13 protein-coding genes and 1 pseudogene are annotated in these 18,488 nt (G+C 72.7%); 7 read left to right on the plus strand and 7 right to left on the minus strand.

The genetic code is table 11. The annotated features are described in order from the left end of the window. Positions 1–128: 128 nt before the first annotated feature. The 3 genes and pseudogenes from IPL61_31315 to IPL61_31325 form a co-directional block, all read right to left on the minus strand. The gene (locus IPL61_31315) at positions 129–662 is read right to left on the minus strand and encodes a hypothetical protein (protein MBK9035691.1); all 534 of its coding nucleotides are present in this window, start codon (positions 660–662) and stop codon (positions 129–131) included. Further along, positions 659–883, minus strand: a complete 225-nt coding sequence (locus IPL61_31320) for a hypothetical protein (GenBank protein ID MBK9035692.1) — start codon at positions 881–883, stop codon at positions 659–661. The genes IPL61_31315 and IPL61_31320 overlap by 4 nt, the downstream gene beginning before the upstream one ends. Before the next feature lie 837 nt (positions 884–1,720). Continuing rightward, positions 1,721–3,827: pseudogene (locus IPL61_31325) on the minus strand (DUF4157 domain-containing protein). A gap of 265 nt (positions 3,828–4,092) precedes the next feature. Between IPL61_31325 and IPL61_31330 the strand changes: the two are divergent. Genes IPL61_31330 through IPL61_31355 form a run of 6 tightly spaced genes read left to right on the plus strand, consistent with a single transcriptional unit; the run spans position 4,093 to position 9,289 of the window. Then, on the plus strand, positions 4,093–5,010 hold the full coding sequence (locus IPL61_31330) for a hypothetical protein (protein MBK9035693.1): 918 nt from the start codon (positions 4,093–4,095) through the stop codon (positions 5,008–5,010). Next, positions 5,010–6,530 carry a matrixin family metalloprotease gene (locus IPL61_31335; GenBank protein MBK9035694.1) on the plus strand — a complete coding sequence of 507 codons (1,521 nt, stop codon included), beginning with the start codon at positions 5,010–5,012 and terminating at the stop codon, positions 6,528–6,530. The genes IPL61_31330 and IPL61_31335 overlap by 1 nt, the downstream gene beginning before the upstream one ends. A gap of 38 nt (positions 6,531–6,568) precedes the next feature. After that, entirely contained in the window at positions 6,569–6,988 is a 420-nt protein-coding gene (locus IPL61_31340; protein MBK9035695.1) for a hypothetical protein, read from the plus strand. Positions 6,989–7,017: 29 nt separating this feature from the next. Further along, the gene (locus IPL61_31345; protein ID MBK9035696.1) at positions 7,018–8,124 is read left to right on the plus strand and encodes a hypothetical protein; all 1,107 of its coding nucleotides are present in this window, start codon (positions 7,018–7,020) and stop codon (positions 8,122–8,124) included. A gap of 5 nt (positions 8,125–8,129) precedes the next feature. Beyond that, positions 8,130–8,855: a hypothetical protein gene (locus IPL61_31350; GenBank protein MBK9035697.1), complete on the plus strand. Its 726-nt coding sequence runs from the start codon at positions 8,130–8,132 to the stop codon at positions 8,853–8,855. Further along, positions 8,852–9,289, plus strand: a complete 438-nt coding sequence (locus tag IPL61_31355) for a hypothetical protein (GenBank protein ID MBK9035698.1) — start codon at positions 8,852–8,854, stop codon at positions 9,287–9,289. The genes IPL61_31350 and IPL61_31355 overlap by 4 nt, the downstream gene beginning before the upstream one ends. A 13-nt stretch (positions 9,290–9,302) precedes the next feature. Here the strand turns inward: IPL61_31355 and IPL61_31360 are convergent, their stop codons facing one another. The 4 genes from IPL61_31360 to IPL61_31375 form a co-directional block, all read right to left on the minus strand. Next, a complete protein-coding gene (locus IPL61_31360) occupies positions 9,303–10,613 on the minus strand; it encodes a DUF1552 domain-containing protein (protein MBK9035699.1) in 1,311 nt (436 codons plus the stop codon). Beyond that, positions 10,610–12,589, minus strand: coding sequence for a DUF1592 domain-containing protein (locus IPL61_31365; GenBank protein ID MBK9035700.1), 1,980 nt, complete (start codon positions 12,587–12,589; stop codon positions 10,610–10,612). The genes IPL61_31360 and IPL61_31365 overlap by 4 nt, the downstream gene beginning before the upstream one ends. Before the next feature lie 67 nt (positions 12,590–12,656). Beyond that, positions 12,657–13,820: a low temperature requirement protein A gene (locus tag IPL61_31370; GenBank protein MBK9035701.1), complete on the minus strand. Its 1,164-nt coding sequence runs from the start codon at positions 13,818–13,820 to the stop codon at positions 12,657–12,659. A 167-nt stretch (positions 13,821–13,987) separates the two neighbouring features. After that, a complete protein-coding gene (locus tag IPL61_31375) occupies positions 13,988–15,628 on the minus strand; it encodes a PilZ domain-containing protein (protein MBK9035702.1) in 1,641 nt (546 codons plus the stop codon). A 259-nt stretch (positions 15,629–15,887) separates the two neighbouring features. On the opposite strand from IPL61_31375, the gene lon reads away from it, so the two are divergent. After that, entirely contained in the window at positions 15,888–18,308 is a 2,421-nt protein-coding gene (gene lon, locus IPL61_31380) for an endopeptidase La (protein MBK9035703.1), read from the plus strand. Positions 18,309–18,488: the final 180 nt, after the last annotated feature.

The raw sequence follows: 18,488 nt of genomic DNA on the forward strand, positions 1-18,488 counted from the left end.
CCGATGTTCCCGTCCACGTCGTAGGAGAAGTCGCGCACCACGATCGACTCGCCGTGGGATCCACCGCCCGCTCGGGTCATTGCCACGCTGGTCGAGGCGGCCAGCAACCGGAACGGCCACGGCGCGCCCTACGGACACGGCCGGCTCCGAGCTTGCTCGAGTGGCACGTCGGGGCCGGTCCCCCACACCCAGGTATCGTGGGAATAGCACCAGACCGACACCAGGGTGCCGTCGCGCCACGCGATATCGAGGCCGTGCACGCGGCCCTGATCGTCGAAGGTCCATTCCTGGATCCGCCGACCAGCCTCGTCGTCTTCATGCCACGGCCCGACTCGGGTACCGAACCGATAGCGTCCTTGCTTCTCCAGTGTTCCGTCGCTGCGGCGGTGGACCCACTCTCCATCGATCTTCCCGAACACGCTGACGTACTCGATCGATGCCGCCGGCTGCGCCCCACGACCGTCCCAGGCCTCCCAGTAGCGGTAGGGCCCGTGAGGCACCATCGGGCCGCGCAGCAAGCAGTCTTCCACGTAGCCTGGCGCTCCCACGATGCCCTTGACAGGAACCGCGCCAATGGGACATGGCGGCTCTACCAGCGGCACGCTCCCGCGACCACACGACACGACGACCACGGCGAGACCAACGCGGATTGAGGTCTTCATGTCCGGTACTCGATCTCCACGTCCCCCGACGGCATGGGGCCGTGCGGCCACACGGGGTCGCCCCGGTCGCCCTCGACCGCACGAGCCCGCAGCTTGAATCGCTTGGCGCTGTACGCCGTCGCGCCGTCCTTGCCGTTTGCCGCGCTCTCGAGGTCCTTCGTCGACAGCGAGACCTGAAAGCCGTGCGAGAACTCGCTGCCCACGAACGCCTCGAGCAACATGACCGAGGGTCGCATCGAGACCACCCAAGGGGTCATCCGGGGTGGGGTGGCGAACCGGTTCCTGGGGGGGAATTAGCTGCGTTGGGGGCGGGACCGTGGGCGCCGGCGCCGTGCGGTCTGAGGACGCGCGTCGCCTCGCCAGGTCATCGGTGGTGTGGATGGTGCGGGGGTGGGTCGTGCGCAGCTCGTCGGACCTAGGTCGCGGGGCGCCACCACTCCGGGGCTTCGGGTCGCGGTTGGGCCGCGGAGCCGGCGTCGCCAGACCGCGCATCGTCGGGCCAGGGGTTCCTCGAAAAACACTGGGGTCCCGGCTGGGCCGGGATGTCACTCGCACGGGTCCGTCAGCTGCGGCCATCGGATGGCGGGCCGGCAGCCGGGACCACCACTATCAATGGCATGGGTCGGGGCTCTCAAATGCGAGTCGCAGCGGCACGTGGGGCGTGGCTTGCGCCTCCCCTCTCGTCGGTCGTGCTCGTCGACTCAGCACCTGATGGGCTACCTCGACGGGTCGTCGATGCCGCAGCGGGGATCACGACTGGAAGGGCTGGTACCGAGCTGCGCGGGCCTCGCCACCCGGCGGAGTGCGCCGCCTGCCGCGAAGCTCCCAGGCCGTGGCACCGTGGCGCCGGGGTGCGCCGCCCTCAGCCATCCGCCACGCAAGCCCGGATGCGCTACGCGAGCACTACGCCGGAACCTGCCCATCGGGGGCGCCCGGACCTGCTGGCAGATGCAGCAACGCGTCAAGCGCCCCGGTCAAGCATGGGAGGTTGGCCTTGCCGGCGTCCTCGCGATGCGCGGGCTCGCGCTGTCCGACCGGTGGACAGCTGCATGGCAGCCCTACGCCGCCAAGCATCGGAAGGCGGTCCGGCTCGTCGCATGATCAGGATCGAATCCGCCTTGCCGCTCGACCATCCCTTTCCATCGATTTGGCAGGCCGCCGGCAAGGGGACTCTCCATCGCCTCGGGGTACCACGAGATCGGGAGCACCACGTCGTGCCCGGCGCTGAGCTGTTGGTCCATCGCGCCGCGATCGATCGGCGCCTGGATGCCGAACTCGCGGAAGAACCGGTCGATCTGCTCGTGAACCAGCTCGTAGCGCCCGAGCTCCAGTTGCGCCGACCCGCCGAGCAGCCCGACGGCGGACTCCGTGAGCTTGCCCATCCCGTTTGCATCCAGCCGGGTCGAGACCACGTCGCCGCCTGCGCCGATCGTCCCAGTCGAGATCGCGAGATGACGCAGCAGTTCATCTCTGGCGATGGTTGCCACGACATCATCGCCGACCTTCGCGGCGTCGGCTCCCGCGCGGACGAGCATGTCGCCATAGAGCATGTGGCTGATCCAGAGCTGGAGCTCCGCCTCGTACTGCTCTGCGTCGTGGGCCTTGGTCGGCGGATACGCGATCATCAGCGATGTCAGGAGATGGTAGAAGTCATGCTCTGCCTGGTTGCAGACGATCGTGTTGATCGCGGCGAGCTGATTCTCCAGCGCGATCGTCGGCCCCGAAACGTTGCCGCCGGTGCTCGAGGCCGGCAGACCATTGGCAAACTGGGCGAGCATTGCGCCGCCGGCGCCCACCGCCGTCGCGAGCAAGGTCGCGCGGGTCGCGGCCTGCATGGCGAAGAACCCTGCCAGGGCCGCCGGGGCGCCGGCCGGCGTGATCGCGAGCAGCCCCGAGAGCGCCCATGTCAGGTTGCCCGCCAGGGACAGCGCAAAGGCTCGGGTGCTCGAGCTATCGCGGGAGTCCAGCTGCGCGAGACTCAGGTGGGTCAACGCGTTGTGGTAGCCCTGCGCTCGAGCGTTCCGGATGATGTTGAGGTTCCGGAGCACGTTGCCGGCTATCCGGTTCGTCGAGGCGTGCTCGCCGTGGCCCGTCTTCTTGATCTCCTCGGAGGTGGCGCTCATCGCCTCGTTCCTCGCCGCTAGCTCGCGGACCTCGTCGACCTCCTCGCCGTCGAGCCGCCGGCGATCGATGGCCTCGAGCTCGGCGTTCGCTCGCTCGAGGTGCGGCCCCACCTCGACGCGGACGCGCGGCGACGCGAGGCTGTGGCGGTGGCACTCGTGGTCGGTCATCAGCACGCCGAGGGCGACGTCGGAGATCCCCGCCGCGCGCCCTTTGACCACCAGCGTCGGCGCGGCGCTCTCGCGCTCCTCGACCTTCAGGATCGAGACCGTGTCCGGGTCGGTGACGGGCTCGGGCTCCCAGTGGAACTTCGTCCCCGTGGGAGCCTCGTCGCGGTTCGTGACGTCGAAGCGGATCGATCGACGCTCACCCTTCTTCAGCGTGACGGTCTGCGTCGCGGGCTTGATCTCCGGATGGAAGCCAGCGTCGCTCGCTTCAGTCCCATTCGCCTTGCGCTGCTGCACGTTGGCGCTGGGCCCCCGCGGGCTCGTCGCGGCCGGGCCCAGCAGGTCCGCCGCGGACTGGCCGGCGACCACGCGGTCGGCGACGGCGTCAGCCTGCTGCTCGTACGCGTCGCCGGCGGCGCCGACCCCGCCGTAGAGCTGGACGCCGGCGCGCTGCTGCACGACGTGGGCGGCCTCGTGGGCGGCGGTGTGCAGGTCGGGCTGCGTCGGCGAAGGCGACGTGGTTGCCGGAGGCGAAGGCGGTGGCGCCCATGTCGGCGCAGGCGTCGGCGGCGGTACCGCCGACGTGGGCCTGGACGCCGGAGAGATCGTGATCGCCGAAGGCCCGCTGGATCGGGTCGGCGTGCGGGAGCGCGGTGGTCGGTGCGGCGACGCCGCGCTCGGCGGCGCTGTGGACGGTCGACGGATCGCGGCCCGGGATCGGCTCGGCCATCAGCTGCACCAGCTTCTCGTTGCACCAGGCCTGGTGGGCGGCCTCGGCTTCGGGCGTGATCACCTCGGGCGACCGTGTCCGGTCACCGGTCCAGGTGTCTGTCGTCGCGCCGGTGTTGCCGTTGCCCTGCATGCGGTCGTGGCTCATCGAGCTGCCTCCGCGGTCCCTGCGGGGGCCGCTCATCGTACGTCGAACTGGGTCGAGGGGGGTCACCCTGGCTATCGACCGCTCGGCGCGGCGGTTGCGTCTCGTGCGCCGAATGTTGAAATCTGCGGGCGACGGGGTGAGCCGGTCGATGCGCCGACGTGCCGGTCGCGTCACGCCGAACCGACGTGCCGGTCGCGTCACGCCGAACCGGCCTGCCGCATCAGGCTGTTGCGTCGCGCCGGCTCCTGGGCGCAGGATCGATCGGATGAAGGGACTTTTCACCGCGATCGCGGTCATGGCTGCGCTGTGCCTCGGGGCCAACCAGGCCCGGGCGCAGCTCGAGCTGAAGAACGACGGCTTCGTCAACGGTCAGGCAGCCGGCTTCCAGGGCGGCTTCGTCGCCACCGAGATCGGCGCGTCGCGGTTCATCGCGCCGTCCGCTGGCCGCACGCTGCAGTCGGTCGTGCTGCTGTTCGGCGGCGCCAGCTCGACCCAGACCATCACGCTCCATGTCTGGGACGACTCGGCGGGCGCGACCACGCCGGGCGCGGAGCTGTTCCAGGGCGACTTCCAGCTCACCGGCTCCAACGACAACCTGTCGTCGCTCGACCTGACCGGGATGAACGTCGTGGTGCCGATGCAGTTCCGCGTCGGGATCGAGTTCCAGCACGCCGGACTGCCGTCGATCGCGCGCGATGACGACGGCAGCATCAGCGCGGGGAGGAACTTCATCCTCGCGCAAGGCATCGGCTGGGTGACATCCCAGACGCTGGGCCTCACCGGCGACTGGATCCTCCGCGCGATCGTCAGCGACGCCGGCGGCTCCCCCGACGCGGGCCCGGGCGGCCCCGACGCGGGCCCGGGCGGCCCCGACGCGGGCCCCGGCTCGCCGGACGCAGGCCCCGGCGCCCCCGACGGGGGCACGACGGGCTGCAACGGCAACAGCGAGTGCCCGGTCGGGCAGTTCTGCGACACGCAGCTGCACACGTGCACGTTCGAGTGCCGGACCAGCGACGACTGTGGCGGCGGCACCTGCAACAGCCTCGGCCAGTGCCTGGCGGCCGAGGGCGACAGCGGCGGCTGCTGCTCGACCGGCGCGACGACGACCGGCGGCATGCTCGGCGCGCTGGGCCTGGCGGGCGCGGTCGGGCTGCTGGTGACGCGGCGTCGGCGCAAGGCCTGATGCGGCGCGCGCTGGCGGCGGTGATCCTGGCGGCGCTGGCGGCGCCGGCCGCGGCGTCGGTCGTGCTGCCGCTGACGCCGGCCGACCTCGAGGCCGGGGCCGAGCGGGTCGCGACCGCGACGGTCACCGCCCTGGCCCCGCGCTGGAGCGCCGACGGCACCCGGGTCGAGACGGTGGTGACGCTGGCCGCCGACGACGGCGCCGCGCTGACGATCGTGCAGCCCGGCGGTGACCTCGGCCGCGTACGCCAGGAGATCCTGGGCATGCCGCGCTACCGCGTCGGCGAGCGCGCGCGCTTCTACCTGCGCCACAACCCGGGCGGCGTCACCTGGCGGGTCTACGGCTGGAGCCAGGGCAAGTGGGACCAGCGCACGATCGCCGGCGTGCCGGTGTTCCTGCCCGGGCCGCGGCCCGATGACGCCGCGTTCGCGCACAACGGCATGATCTGGCCGGCCGCGCGCATGCCGGTGCCGTACCTGATCAACTCGGCCGGCAGCGACGACCTGACGATGCCGGAGGTCACCACCGCGATCCACGCCGCGTTCCAGACCTGGCAGGACGTGCCGTGCTCGACCCTGACGTTCCAGGACGCCGGGCCGACCACGCTGGGCGTCGCGATCGACGGCCAGAACGCGATCCTGTTCATCGAGAGCGGCTGGATCTACGGCGCCGAGGCCGCCGGCGCGACCGCGCTGACGATCCTCGACGGCCAGCAGACCGCCGACGTCGCGATGAACGGCGAGCAGTTCCACTGGGCGATCGGCCCGAGCGGCGCGCTGGCCGCGAGCGGCACGTTCGATCTGCAGGCGGTCTTGACCCACGAGCTCGGGCACTTCAGCGGCCTCGGCCACACCCAGCGCGCCCACGACACGATGTACTACTCGTGGACGCCGTGGGCCGGCCAGCGCGTGCCGTCGGCCGACGACAAGCTCGGCCTGTGCACGATCTACCCGACCGCCGGCGACGAGTGCGCCGCCGCCGGCAGCGGCTGCCCGACCGGCCAGACCTGCACGACCACGGCGGCCGGCCGGCTGTGCGACGGCGCGATCGATCCGATCGGCGCGCCGTGCAACTACGACTACGTCGAGTGCGGCGACTTCTGCCTGTTCACGGTCGCCGACCTGTCCGACGGCTACTGCTCGCGCTTCTGCGACAGCAACGCCGACTGCCCGCTCAGCCACCACTGCGCGCCGGCCTCGGCCGGGTCGATGCCGGTCAACGTGTGCTTCGCTGGCGCCCAGCCGCCGCCGCCGACCGACGCGTCCACCGGCTGCCCCGGCGACGACGCCTGCCCGGCCGGCCAGTACTGCTCGACGATGGCGGCCTGCACCTTCGACTGCCGCACCACCGACGACTGTCCGCGCGACGAGCTGTGCGATCCGCGCGGCCGCTGCGTCGCCGGCCCCGGCGGCGGCGACGGCGGCGGCTGTGGCTGCGGCGCCGGGTCCGGTCCGGCCGGTGCGGGCGCGCTCGCGTTGATCGTGGCCGCGGTCGCGAGCCGCCGACGTCGCCGCCGCTGACCGCCCCGACGCGCACGACCTGCGCTACCCTGCGGCCCTTGTCGACGGAACGTCCTCACGCCCGCGCGCGGGTCGCCGCGCTCGCGCTCGCGCTGGCGCTGGCGGCGTGCGAGACCGCCGACGATCGCCCGGCGTCGTGGGCCTACGTCCACACCGCGGTCCTCGAGCCGGCGTGCGCGACCGCCGGCTGCCACAGCCGCGCGACCGCGCGGGCCGCGGTCGATCTGTCGACCAGCGCCTCGGCCTACGCGGTGCTGGTGGGCCGGGTGTGCGGCGCGCCGGTCCTGCCGGGCGATCCGATCGGCAACTTCGTCCGGCCCGGTCACCCCGAGAGCTCGCGCCTGATGTACCTGCTGCGCGGCGAGCGCACGACGATCATGCCGCCCGACGTGCCGCTGCCCGACGGCGAGATCGCGGTGATCGAGCGCTGGATCCTCGAGGGCGCGACGTGCGACTGACCGCGCGGGCCGTACAGTTCGCGCTGATCGTGCTGACGCTCACCGCGCTGGCCAGCGCCGCGGCCGCGTACCCGCAGCTCCAGCTCTCGACCGGCGCCACCCGCTGCAGCGAGTGCCACGTCGCGCCGAGCGGCGGCGGCCTGCTCACCGACTACGGCCGCGGCGAGGTCGGCGACACGATCAGCCTCGGCGGCGACGGCGCGCTCCTGCACGGCGCCTGGGCGCCCCCGAGCTGGCTGGCGCTCGGCGGCGACGTGCGCCTGGCGCTGGGCGGGAAGCAGCTCGACGGCGAGGCGGCCGAGGTGCTGGCGTTCCCGATGCAGGCCGACCTCTACGCGCGCGCCGCGCTGGGGCCGGTGTCGCTCAACCTGACCGTCGGCGGCAACGGCGCCGCGCGCGGGCGCCCGGCCGGCGCGACGGCGCTCAACTACCTCGCGTCGCGCCAGCACTACCTCGCGTACCAGCCCGACGGCGCCGCGTGGTCGGTGCGGGCCGGCCGGTTCTTCCCGACGCTCGGCGTGCGCACGCAGGATCACACCGCGTACCCGCGCCGCCACCTCGACATGTACCTGCTCGAGGAGCCCTACGCGCTCGAGGGCACGCTGGCGCGCGGCCGCTGGGAGCTGTTCGCGTCGGCGTTCGTCGGCAACCCGATCCCCGCGACCGGCGGCGGCGCCGGCGCGCGCGGCGGCACCGCCTACGCCGAGCGGCTGATCGCCGACGGCGAGGGCGCCCTCGCCGGCCAGGCCCGGGTCACGTTCGGTCCCGCCGATCATCGCTACCTGGTCGGCGCGGTCGCCAAGCGCTGGCTGGCCGGGCCCAAGCTGATGGCGCTGGCCGAGGTCGACCTGCAGCGCCAGACGATCACTGACGGCGGCTTCACGCGCTACCAGCTGGTCGGCTACCTCGGCGTCACGCGCGTGATGCTGCCCGGCTACCTCGTCGGCGTCGCGGTGCAGCGGTTCGCGCCCGACGTCAGTTTCGGCGGCACCACCCGCAACGCGCTCGAGCTGAACCTGCAGGCGTTCCCGTGGGCCCACGTCGAGGCCCACCTGCTGGGCCGGGCCGAGGCCACCGGCGGCGACACCACCCACCCCAACCTGCTGGCGCTGCTCCAGCTCCACTACTACCTGTGAGGACGATGCGCGCCCTGCTCGTCACGCCGCTCGTGGTCACGCTCGCGTGCGCGACCGATCCGGTGCCCAGCCAGCCGAGCTGGCAGGTCGACGTGATGCCGGTGCTGGCCGCGAACTGCGTGCGCTGCCACGGCTACCCGACCAGCGGCTTCGCCACGCCGGGCTTCCGCCTCGACTCCTACGGCGCGACGCTCCTGGCCTCGGGCGATCTGATCCGCGGCGCCGGCGAGAACGCCACGATCCTGGCCCGCCGCACCAAGGCCGCGATCCGCGCGCCCGGCGAGCTGGCGATGCCGCCCGGGCGCACGCTCGGCGACGACGAGATCGCGGTGCTGCGCAACTGGGCCGGCCTCGTCGACGGCTCGCTCAAGGCGCCGCGCGGCCCCGGCCGCCCCGACAACACGCCGCCGACCCTGACCTTCACCGAGGTCGGGCGCGCCGGCGCGGTGATCACGTTCGCGTACGAGCTGCGCGACGCCGATCGCGATCTGGTGGTCGGCAGCGTGCTCGGCCCGGTCGTCAACGCCCAGGGCCAGGCTGGCGTCGGCCCGATCGCCGACCTGCTCAGCGGCCGCGCGGTCGTCACCTGGGACACCGCCGCGATCGCGCCCGGCACGTACCTGCTGACCGCGCGCCTCGACGACGGCGCCGACGTCGACGGCCCCGAGGGCACCGACGACTTCATCGAGATCGGGCTCGGCCAGATCACCGTGACCGCGGGGCTGCGGTGAGGGCGATCGCCGCGGCGCTGGCGCTGACGGTGGCCGCGTGCGCCGAGGACGTGTCGCCGCCGCCGCTGGGCGACTACACCACCTGGTACCGCGTCGACACCTACGGCGACGCGCCGGGCCACGGCGCCAGCTACCGCGTCATCTACGTCAACGACGTCGCCCGGACCTCGGGCCCGATCGAGGCCGACGCGGTGCTGGTCAAGGAGATCCGCGACGACGACGGCGGCCGCCCGGGCGCGCTGCGCTACGTCGCGATCATGCGCAAGCTGCGAGCCGGCCCCGACCCCGCCGACGAGGGCGGCTGGCTGTTCACCAAGGCCGCGACCCCGGGCGGCGCCGAGACTCACAGCGCGGCGTGCTGGAACCGCTGCCACGCCCAGGCCCCGCTGGCCGGGGTCTGGCTCGACTACACCCAGTTCCCGGCGCCGCCGTAGCGCGGAGACGGACCTAGACCAGCACGCCCGGCAGCGGCCGGGTGCCGTCGTCGCCGAAGGTCGTGGTCGGCCGGCCCAGGCCGGTCATCAGCGCGATGAACAGATCGGCCATGGCCGCGCCGGCCGCGCGCCGGTGGGTGCCGGTCGCGATCGTGCCGCCGCCGCCGCCGAGCACCACGACCGGCAGGTTCGAGTGGCGGTGGGCGTCGCCGTCCTCGATCTCCGACGAGCAGAACACGACGCTGTTGTCGAGCGCGGTCGCGCCGTCGCCGTCGTCGATCGCCGCCAGCTTGCCGGCCAGGTAGGCCAGCTCGCCGATCTCCCAGGTGTTGATCTGGGTCAGCTTGTCGAGGTTCGAGGTGTTGCCCATGTGGTGCGACAGCTCGTGGTGCGACTCGGTGATCCCGATCTGCGGGTGGGCGTTGCCCGAGCCGGCGTTGCCGAGCATGAACGTCGCGACCCGGGTCAGATCGCACTCGAACGCGATCGCGATCAGATCGATCATCGCCCGCGAGCGCGCCGCGAACGACAGGCCCGAGGCCGGGCGCTCGCCCGGGCGGCACACGCTGGCCGGCTGCGCGACCCGGCCCTCGAGCTCGCGCACCGAGGTCAGGTACTCGTCGAGCTTGGCCTGATCGGTCTTGCCCAGCGACGCCCGCAAGGACGTGGCCTGGTCGAGCGACGTGTCGAGCACGCTGGTGCGGTAGCGCTGGCGCCGCGCGACCTCGGCGGCCGACGCGTCAGGATCGTAGCCGGCGAACAGGCGATCGAAGACCGCCGCCGGGTTGGTCTGCTTGGGCAGCGGCGTCGTCGGGCCGGCCCAGGCGATCGAGCGCGCGTAGGCGCAGCTGTAGCCGGTGTCGCAGTCGCCGACCGCGGCGCCGCCGTCGGTGCCGAGCTCGAGCGACGGGTACGGCCGGCCCTCGGACAGGACCGGCGCCAGCAGCTGGTCGACCGAGACGCCGTTCAAGATGTCGGCGCCCGCGGTCTTGCGCACGTGGGTCGCCGTCAAGAACGCGCCGGTGCCGGCCGCGTGATCGCCGCCGCCGTCGGACCGCCCCGGCGTGTTGTTGACGCCGGTCAGCACCAGCGTGTGCGCGCGGTACGGCTCGAGCGGCGCCAGGATCGGCGACGACCAGGCCGGGCCCTCGGCCGCCGGCGTCCAGTTGCTCATGACGATGCCGCACGGCAGGTAGAACGCGAGGAAGCGCTTGCGCTGGGCCGCGGCGGCGCCGCGCGCGGTGCGCGGCCCCAGCGACGCGAGCCACGGCAGGGCGATCAACGCCCCGGCCCCACCCAGGAATCGACGACGGCTGACGCTCATGGCTCACCTCGGCGCGACACGAACGATGGCGACGTGACCAGATCGATGATGAGGTCGCCGAGGATGTACCCGTGATCGATGAAGCGCTGGGTCAGCGCGTCGATCTGCTCGGTGGCCTCGATCCGGAACGGCGACCGGCCGGTGTACGTGTAGAGCTTCTCGACCATGCACCGGTAGACCGCCGGGTTGGCGGCCAGCAACTGCGCCAGCTCGCGGCCGTCGGTGAAGGCCTCGCCGTCGGCGAGCGCGCCCGACGCGTCGATCGGGTAGCCCGCGTCCATCGTGCGGTAGCGGCCGATCGCGTCGAAGTTGTCGAGGCCGAAACCGAGCGGGTCCATGACCCGGTGGCAGCTCGCGCAGATCGGGTTGCTGACGTGGGCCTCGAGCCGGTCACGGATCGAGCCGGTCGCGGTCATGCCGTCGGGCAGGCCCTCGACCCCGGGCGGCGGCGGGCGCGGCGGCGTGCACAGCAGGTTGTCGAGGATCCACTTGCCGCGCAGCACCGGCGACGTGCGCTTGGGCCGCGAGGTCACCCGCAGGAAGCTGCCCTGCATCAGGAACCCGCGCCGCGGCGAGTCGGCCAGGGACACCCGGACCAGCTCGTCGGAGCCGACCGGCGGCAGGCCGTAGTGCTCGGCGAGGCGGTCGTTGACGAACGTGAAGTCCCCGACCAGGAACTGATCCATCGGGATGTCCTCGGTCAGGAACGCCTGGAAGTAGCGGCGGGTCTCGGCCCGCATCGCGTCCTCGAGCGCCTGGTCGTACTCGGGGAACAGCTGGTAGTCGGGGTCCTGGTCGCCGAGCGCGCGGATGAACAGCCACTGGCCGGCGAAGTTGTCGGTGAGCGCGACCGCCTTGGGATCGGCCAGCATGCGCCGGGCCTGCCGCACCAGCTCGGCGCGATCGTCGAGCGTGCCCGCGGCCGCGGCCGCGAACAGCTCGTCGTCGGGCATGCTGCTCCACAGGAAGTAGGACAGCCGGGTCGCCAGCTCCCAGCCGGTCAGCGGGTGCGGCACCAGCGAGCCCGGCTCCGGATCGACCTCGACCCGGAACAAGAAGTGCGGCGACACCAGGGTCTGCTGCAGCGCCAGGCGCAGCCCGGCCTCGGGCGTGTCGCCGTCGGCGATCGCCACGTCGACCAGCGCCAGCAGCTGCGCGACCTCGGCCGGCGTCGGCGGCCGCCGCCACGCCCGCTGCACGAAGCCGGTGACGATCGACGCCTGGCACGCGCGGTCGGCCAGCGCCGGGCAGATCAGCACGCGGGCGCGGCGGCCGCCGTCGATGACCGGGCCGTCGAGGGGCCCCTCGACGGTGACGCCGTCGATCCACAGGTTGCGATCACCCAGCGTCGCGTCGTAGTAGTCGTTGACGAAGCCGACCGTCACCAGCGCGTTGCCGGCCGGCAGCGGCACGGTGATCGCGTAGTCGCCGGGGCTGGCCGCGACCGCGGTGACGTCGATGATCGCCGGCGGCTGGTTGGGCACCTCGATCGACAGCCGCGCCGGCTCGGGGCCGGCCTGCTGGCCGTAGGCGCGCACGGTGACGCGGTAGGTCGCGGCGATCGGCGTCGCGACGGTGATCGACGCGGTGCCGCTGGAGAAGAACAGCCAGCCGGTGCCGGACATGTTGCCGACCGAGGCGTCGCCCATGATCTCGAACGACTGCGTGGTCGACGCGGTCGGCGTCGCGAGCGTGTCGGCGATCAGCGCCTCGGCCGCGGCCTCGTACAGCTCCAGCGACAGCGGCGACAGCCGCAGCACGTCGGCGACGTTGTCGAAGCCGTAGCCGCGATCGTCGGCCGGGAAGTCGACCGCGGGCGTGAGCGTCGTGCCCAGCAGATCGCGGACGGTGTTGTTGTACTCGACGTTGTTGAGGCGGTGCAGGGTCACCCGCCCCGGATCGCCGCCGTCGCCGTCGCCCGCGCACGCGCCGACGACGAGCAGCGCGGCGACGCGCACGAGGATTGGCCAGCGCATCGCGCGAGGGTATCGCACCGCGCGCGCCCGCGGGCGCCGAAACACCGTCGACGTGGTCGAACCGCGATCAGCGGTTGCGCCCGATGTGAGCTAGCTCGCCAGTCCGGAACCGCCGCCAGGTGATCGCCTGGGCCGTGCCCAGGACCGCGGCGGCGCCGCCGAGCAGCGCCGCGCCCGGCAGCGCGCCCCCGACGCCGCACGCGACCGCGACCACCGCGATCGCCGCGAGCCGCTCGGGCGCCATCCGCTTGACCGCCCGGAGCTGGATGTGGAGGTAGGCGCCGATCAGCAGCGCCACCGACGACGCCAGCAGCCAGCGATCGGCCACGCCCAGCGGGTCGTGCGGGTGCTTGACGTGCTTGGCGACGACGGCGTAGGCGATCAGCGCGGCCACGATCGGGTAGTGGCCGAGCGTCATCAGGTCCCGCGCCAGCACGCCCCGGCGCGCGCCCTGCGCCGTCAGCAACACGTGCTCGACCACCTCGGGGATGAACGCGAAGTACGTCCACCAGATCACGCACGCGCCGGCGACCGCGACCCCGACGCCCAGCAGCGTCGTGCCGTCGAGGCCGAGGTCGGTCGCGGTGGCGCCGACCGCCACCAGCACCTCGCCCAGCGCGATGATCACGAACAGCGCGTGGCGCTCGGCGAAGTGGCCGGGGTTGAGCGTCCACGCGCCCGAGGCCCCGCGCAGCGCGGCGACCAGGTAGGCCAGCCCCCCGCCGGCCCACGCGATCGGGCGGGCGTCGCCGTCGAGGAAGCCGCCGATCAGCACCAGCGCCGGCGCGATCGACGCCACCGAGGCGTAGGCCAGGAACGCCCGGCGGGTGTCCGGCGCCTTGACCGCGTCGGCGCCCTGCATCGCCAGCACCAGCCACTGCACGACGAGGTAGCTGACGCCGAACCAGCGGCCGCCGGCGCCGAACGCGGTCGGCAGCGCGATCGCCATGACCAGCGCGGCCGGGATCGTCGCGAGCACCAGCAGGCGCGTCGCCGCGCGCTCCTGCAGATCGACCGCGGCGCCGGCCCACGTGTACTGCGACCACAGCCACCACACCAGCAGCGCCAGCAGCGCCGCGCGGCCGGCCCCGGCGATCGTCAGATCGTGGGCGAGCAGCCCGGTGATCTGGGTGACCGAGAACACGAACACCAGGTCGAGGAACAGCTCGAGGTTGGTGGCGTGGCGCTCTTCGTCGACCGGGTCCAGCGCGGCGGGCGAGGGCTCGTGCATCGCGCCCACGTTAGCGCAGAGCGCTTCGCCTTTTCGGTCGAGCGCAGGTCGACGCGCGATCGGGGCTCGCCCCTCGGGGTCCATCGGGCGAGACCGCGGACCATGGCGCGCCCCAGCACCCGCCTGAGCGCGGCGACAGGCCCCCCGGAAACAGGGCGCGCGCGGCGCTACCCGATCCCGACCGCGAGCAGGCGATCGACGACGAGCCGGGCGCGGCTGACCTCGCCGCGCAGGGTGATGCACGGCACCTGGTGCGCGCTGAACATCTGCTCGAGCCAGCCAGCGGCGACGCCCTGGGCCAGCAGGCTGTCGTCGATCACCGCCGCGTCGGGGAGCGAGCCGCGCTCGGCCGCGCGCAACAGCGAGCCCGGGTCCGAGCACGCCGCCACCGCGTAGCCGGCGTCGGCCAGCACCCGGGTGATGGCCTCGAGCCGCGGCAAGGACGCGCCGACCACCACCGTCCGGGTCGTGCGCCGCTCGACCCGCGCCAGGAACCGGGTCCAGCGCACGCGATCGCCCTCGGACATCTCGGTGATCAGCAGGCCCGCGCCCGGGGCCAGGCCGCGGGCCTCGGCGGCGCCGGTCGTGACCACGCGGGTGACCTTCGCCACCAGGTCGATCGGCGGATCGCCCACGTCGACCGGCACGGTCACGCCGAGCGTGGCGTCGATGGGCAGGCTCGGCGCCGCCACGAACAGCCCGCCGGCCGAGACGTCGAGCGCGTCGACGTGGCTGGGGTGGGCGCCGCGCAGCGCCACCGCCCAGCGCACCGGGAACCGCATGCTCGCCCGCGGCGGCGGCGGCTTGATCACCACGCCCCGGGCGCGCGCGTCCTGCAACAGCTCGAGCAGGCGGGTCCGCGCCGCGCACGGCTCGGGCGCGAACCGGACGGCGAAGCCCGACGACCCGGTCGCCGAGGCGTCGCGCGCCGAGGTCACGTGGTAGACGGTGCCGCGCACCAGCGCCGAGCGCTCGTCGAGATCGAGCGCGACGTAGACCTCGTCGCTCAGGCGCGGCGGCGCGCCGGTGACCAGGTACGCGCCCTTGGCCGACAGCGCGCGCAGCCGCGCCGGGGACCACTGCCCGCCGCGCAGGAACCGGACCGCGACGGTGTTGGTGCGGTCGGCCTCGCTCGCCGGCCGCGGCGGCGCCGGCAGCGCGTCGGGCGCGCGCAGGTTGACGGTCGGCGCCCGGGCGCGCTCGTGGCTGCGCGCCACTGGCAGCGCCTTGCGGACGTCGGCCAGCGACGGCATCGCCGGCACCTCGACCTCGTGGCCGGGCTCGCGGATCGCGCCGAGCCCGAGCGCCGTCGCCCGGGTCGGATCGCCGCGCCCCACCGGCGGCGTCGGCGGCAGCGGCGGGGGTGGCGTGCCCCGCGCGACCTCGCCCGCGGGCGGCGGCGCGAGCGTCGCTTCGGTGACCGCCGCCGCGGGGCCGGTGCCGCGCGCGCCCGCTTTCGGGGTCTGACTCCGCCACCGCAGCGCGGTCATCGCCGCGGCGATCCCGGCGCAGCCCGTCGCGACCTGCTCGTAGCTCGCCAGGTAGCTCCCGTAGAACGCCCGCCGATCGCCCTCGCTCATGCGCGCCGGGTCGATCACCGCGACGCCGCTGGCCACGACCCGGCCGATCCACCGCCCGCGATCGCTGCCGCTGCGCAGCCCGACGCCGACCAGCGCGACGTCGCTCGCGGCCCGGAAGTACAGGTCGACCTCGGCGACCGCGGGATCGTCGAAGCGCTCCCACGCCCGGGTCAACGCCTGCCCGCGTGCGCTGTCGACGACAAGGAAGATCGCGCGGGCTGACTCCATCTTGCTGCGCTTATGAGCAGCTCCCATACCGACCCTCTCAAGCGTAAGCCCACGTGCGCACTGGCTCCTGAGTGTGCATGATCGTTCGCCCCGCGACGCCACCCCATCGGGAGGATCGCGGCATCGGCACCACAGCGGGCGTGGTATTCCCACCACGCCTGCAAGGAACCAGGATTCTTGATGTTCGGGAGCGACGACCTGTCCCCACATGCCCGAACGCGAACTTGCCTCCCCCGTCCGGCGGCATAGAGTAGGCGCAATGAGCGGCAAGTCCCCTGTGCGTACGCTGCCCCTGCTCCCGCTGCGCGACATCATCGTGTTCCCGCACATGGTGGTCCCGCTGTTCGTGGGCCGCGAGAAGTCGGTCAGCGCGCTCGAAGAGGCGATGGCCGGCGACAAGGAGCTGGTGCTGGCGGCCCAGAAGAAGGCCAAGACCAACGACCCGCGCGAGGAGGACATCTTCGCGGTCGGCACGATCGGCCACATCATCCAGCTGCTGCGGTTGCCGGACGGCACGGTCAAGGTGCTGGTCGAGGGCAAGACCCGGTGCGAGATCACCCGGTTCGACGCGTCGGTCCCGCACTTCTCGGTCGAGGTGGAGCCGATGCCCGACCCCGACGAGCGATCGGTCGAGCTGGCGGCGCTGGTGCGCTCGGTGCAGGGCGTGTTCGAGACCTACGTGAAGCTCAACAAGCGCATCCCGCCCGAGATGCTGATGAGCGTGCAGACGATCGAGGAGCCCGGCCGGCTGGCCGACACGATCGTCGCCCACGTCAACCTGAAGCTCAAGGACAAGCAGGAGCTCCTCGAGACGAACTCTCCGACCCGGCGCCTCGAGCGCCTCTACGAGCTCATGCAGGCCGAGATCGAGATCCTCCAGGTGGAGAAGAAGATCCGGACCCGCGTGAAGAAGCAGATGGAGAAGTCGCAGAAGGAGTACTACCTGAACGAGCAGATGCAGGCCATCCAGAAGGAGCTGGGTGACCGCGACGAGTTCAAGAACGAGATCGCCGAGCTCGAGGCCAAGATCAAGGCCAAGCGGATGTCCAAGGAGGCCAAGGACCGCTGCGGCAAGGAGCTCAAGAAGCTCAAGATGATGTCGCCGATGTCGGCCGAGGCCACGGTCGTGCGCAACTACCTCGACTGGATCCTGGCCCTGCCGTGGGAGGAGAAGTCCGAGGATCGCCACGACATCACCGAGGCCGAGCGCATCCTCGACGCCGAGCACTACGGCCTGCACAAGGTCAAGGAGCGCATCCTCGAGTACCTGGCGGTCCAGGCCCTGGTCGATCGCCTGAAGGGTCCGATCCTGTGCCTGGTCGGCCCGCCCGGCGTCGGCAAGACCTCGCTGGCCCGCTCGATCGCCCACGCCACCGGCCGCAAGTTCGTGCGGCAGTCGCTGGGCGGCGTCCGCGACGAGGCCGAGATCCGCGGCCACCGGCGCACGTACATCGGCGCGCTGCCCGGCAAGATCGCCCAGTCGCTCAAGAAGGTCGGCACCAACAACCCGGTGTTCCTGCTCGACGAGATCGACAAGATGGCGATGGACTTCCGCGGCGACCCGGCCGCGGCGCTGCTCGAGGTGCTCGACCCCGAGCAGAACGCGACGTTCAACGACCACTACCTCGACCTCGACTACGACCTGTCGGACGTCATGTTCATCACGACGGCCAACAACCAGCACGCGATCCCGCTGCCGCTGCAGGACCGCCTCGAGATCATCGAGCTGCCCGGCTACACCGAGTGGGAGAAGATCGCGATCGCGCGCCAGTACCTGATCCCGAAGCAGGCCGAGGCCAACGGCGTCAAGGACCTGGTGGTGACCTGGACCGGCGAGGCCCTGACCCGGATCGTCCACCGCTACACCCGCGAGTCCGGCGTGCGCTCGTTCGAGCGCGAGATCGCGACGGTGTGCCGCAAGATCGCCAAGGCCTGGCTGGCGGCCGGCAAGCCCGCGGGCGCCAGCTACGAGGTGTCGCCCGACTCGCTCGGCGGGTACCTCGGGGTCGAGAAGTACCGCGAGACCCAGCGCGAGGGCGCCGACGAGATCGGCCTGGCCAACGGCCTGGCGGTGACGATGGTCGGCGGCGACCTGCTGCCGGCCGAGGTCACGGTGGTGCCGGGCAAGGGCAAGGTGACGCTGACCGGCAAGCTCGGCGACGTGATGCAGGAGAGCGCCCAGGCGGCGATCACCTACCTGCGCAGCCGCGCCGATACGCTGGGGTTGCCCCGCGACTTCCAGAACAAGGTCGACATCCACGTCCACTTCCCCGAGGGCGCGATCCCCAAGGACGGCCCGAGCGCCGGCATCACGATGGCGACCGCGATGGCGTCGGCGCTGATGCGGGTGCCGGTGCGCCAGCACATCGCGATGACCGGCGAGGTCACGCTGCGCGGCCGGGTGCTGCCGATCGGCGGGCTCAAGGAGAAGATCCTCGCGGCCCACCGCGCCGGCATCACGACGGTGCTGTTCCCCGAGGACAACGTCAAGGACCTGAAGGACATCCCCGAGGCGGTCCTGGCCGAGCTGACGGTCATGCCGGTCAAGCACATGGACGAGGTGCTGCGGATCGCGCTCGCGGTCGCCAACCCCGAGGAGTTCCTGCGCGAGCCCTCGGGCGTCGTCGACTGGCGCGTGGTCGAGGCCCTGCCGCCGGCCGATCCCCAGGCGGCGCACTGAGCTTCAGAGGGTTCGTCGCCGAACCCTCCCCCGTCGGGGGCAAGCCCCGACAGGGCCCCCACCCAAGACGCGAGACTCCCGGCGCGCGGCTCGGTGCTCGACCGAGAAACTTACAAGCACTGAGCTTCAGAGGGTTCGTCGCCGAACCCAGGCAGGTGCAGGGGGTGCGCGGAGGTCCGA

The organism is Myxococcales bacterium, from assembly GCA_016717005.1.
In the GTDB taxonomy this organism is placed as follows: domain Bacteria; phylum Myxococcota_A; class Polyangia; order Haliangiales; family Haliangiaceae; genus UBA2376.

What these genes read in the sequence shown, in the direction of transcription:
- IPL61_31315 (MBK9035691.1), bottom strand. Translation starts at nt 662, where the DNA reads ATGAAGACCTCAATCCGCGTTGGTCTCGCCGTGGTCGTCGTGTCGTGT.
- IPL61_31320 (MBK9035692.1), bottom strand. Translation starts at nt 883, where the DNA reads ATGTTGCTCGAGGCGTTCGTGGGCAGCGAGTTCTCGCACGGCTTTCAG.
- IPL61_31330 (MBK9035693.1), top strand. Translation starts at nt 4,093, where the DNA reads ATGAAGGGACTTTTCACCGCGATCGCGGTCATGGCTGCGCTGTGCCTC.
- IPL61_31335 (MBK9035694.1), top strand. Translation starts at nt 5,010, where the DNA reads ATGCGGCGCGCGCTGGCGGCGGTGATCCTGGCGGCGCTGGCGGCGCCG.
- IPL61_31350 (MBK9035697.1), top strand. Translation starts at nt 8,130, where the DNA reads ATGCGCGCCCTGCTCGTCACGCCGCTCGTGGTCACGCTCGCGTGCGCG.
- IPL61_31360 (MBK9035699.1), bottom strand. Translation starts at nt 10,613, where the DNA reads ATGAGCGTCAGCCGTCGTCGATTCCTGGGTGGGGCCGGGGCGTTGATC.
- IPL61_31365 (MBK9035700.1), bottom strand. Translation starts at nt 12,589, where the DNA reads ATGCGCTGGCCAATCCTCGTGCGCGTCGCCGCGCTGCTCGTCGTCGGC.
- IPL61_31370 (MBK9035701.1), bottom strand. Translation starts at nt 13,820, where the DNA reads ATGCACGAGCCCTCGCCCGCCGCGCTGGACCCGGTCGACGAAGAGCGC.
- IPL61_31375 (MBK9035702.1), bottom strand. Translation starts at nt 15,628, where the DNA reads ATGGAGTCAGCCCGCGCGATCTTCCTTGTCGTCGACAGCGCACGCGGG.
- lon (MBK9035703.1), top strand. Translation starts at nt 15,888, where the DNA reads ATGAGCGGCAAGTCCCCTGTGCGTACGCTGCCCCTGCTCCCGCTGCGC.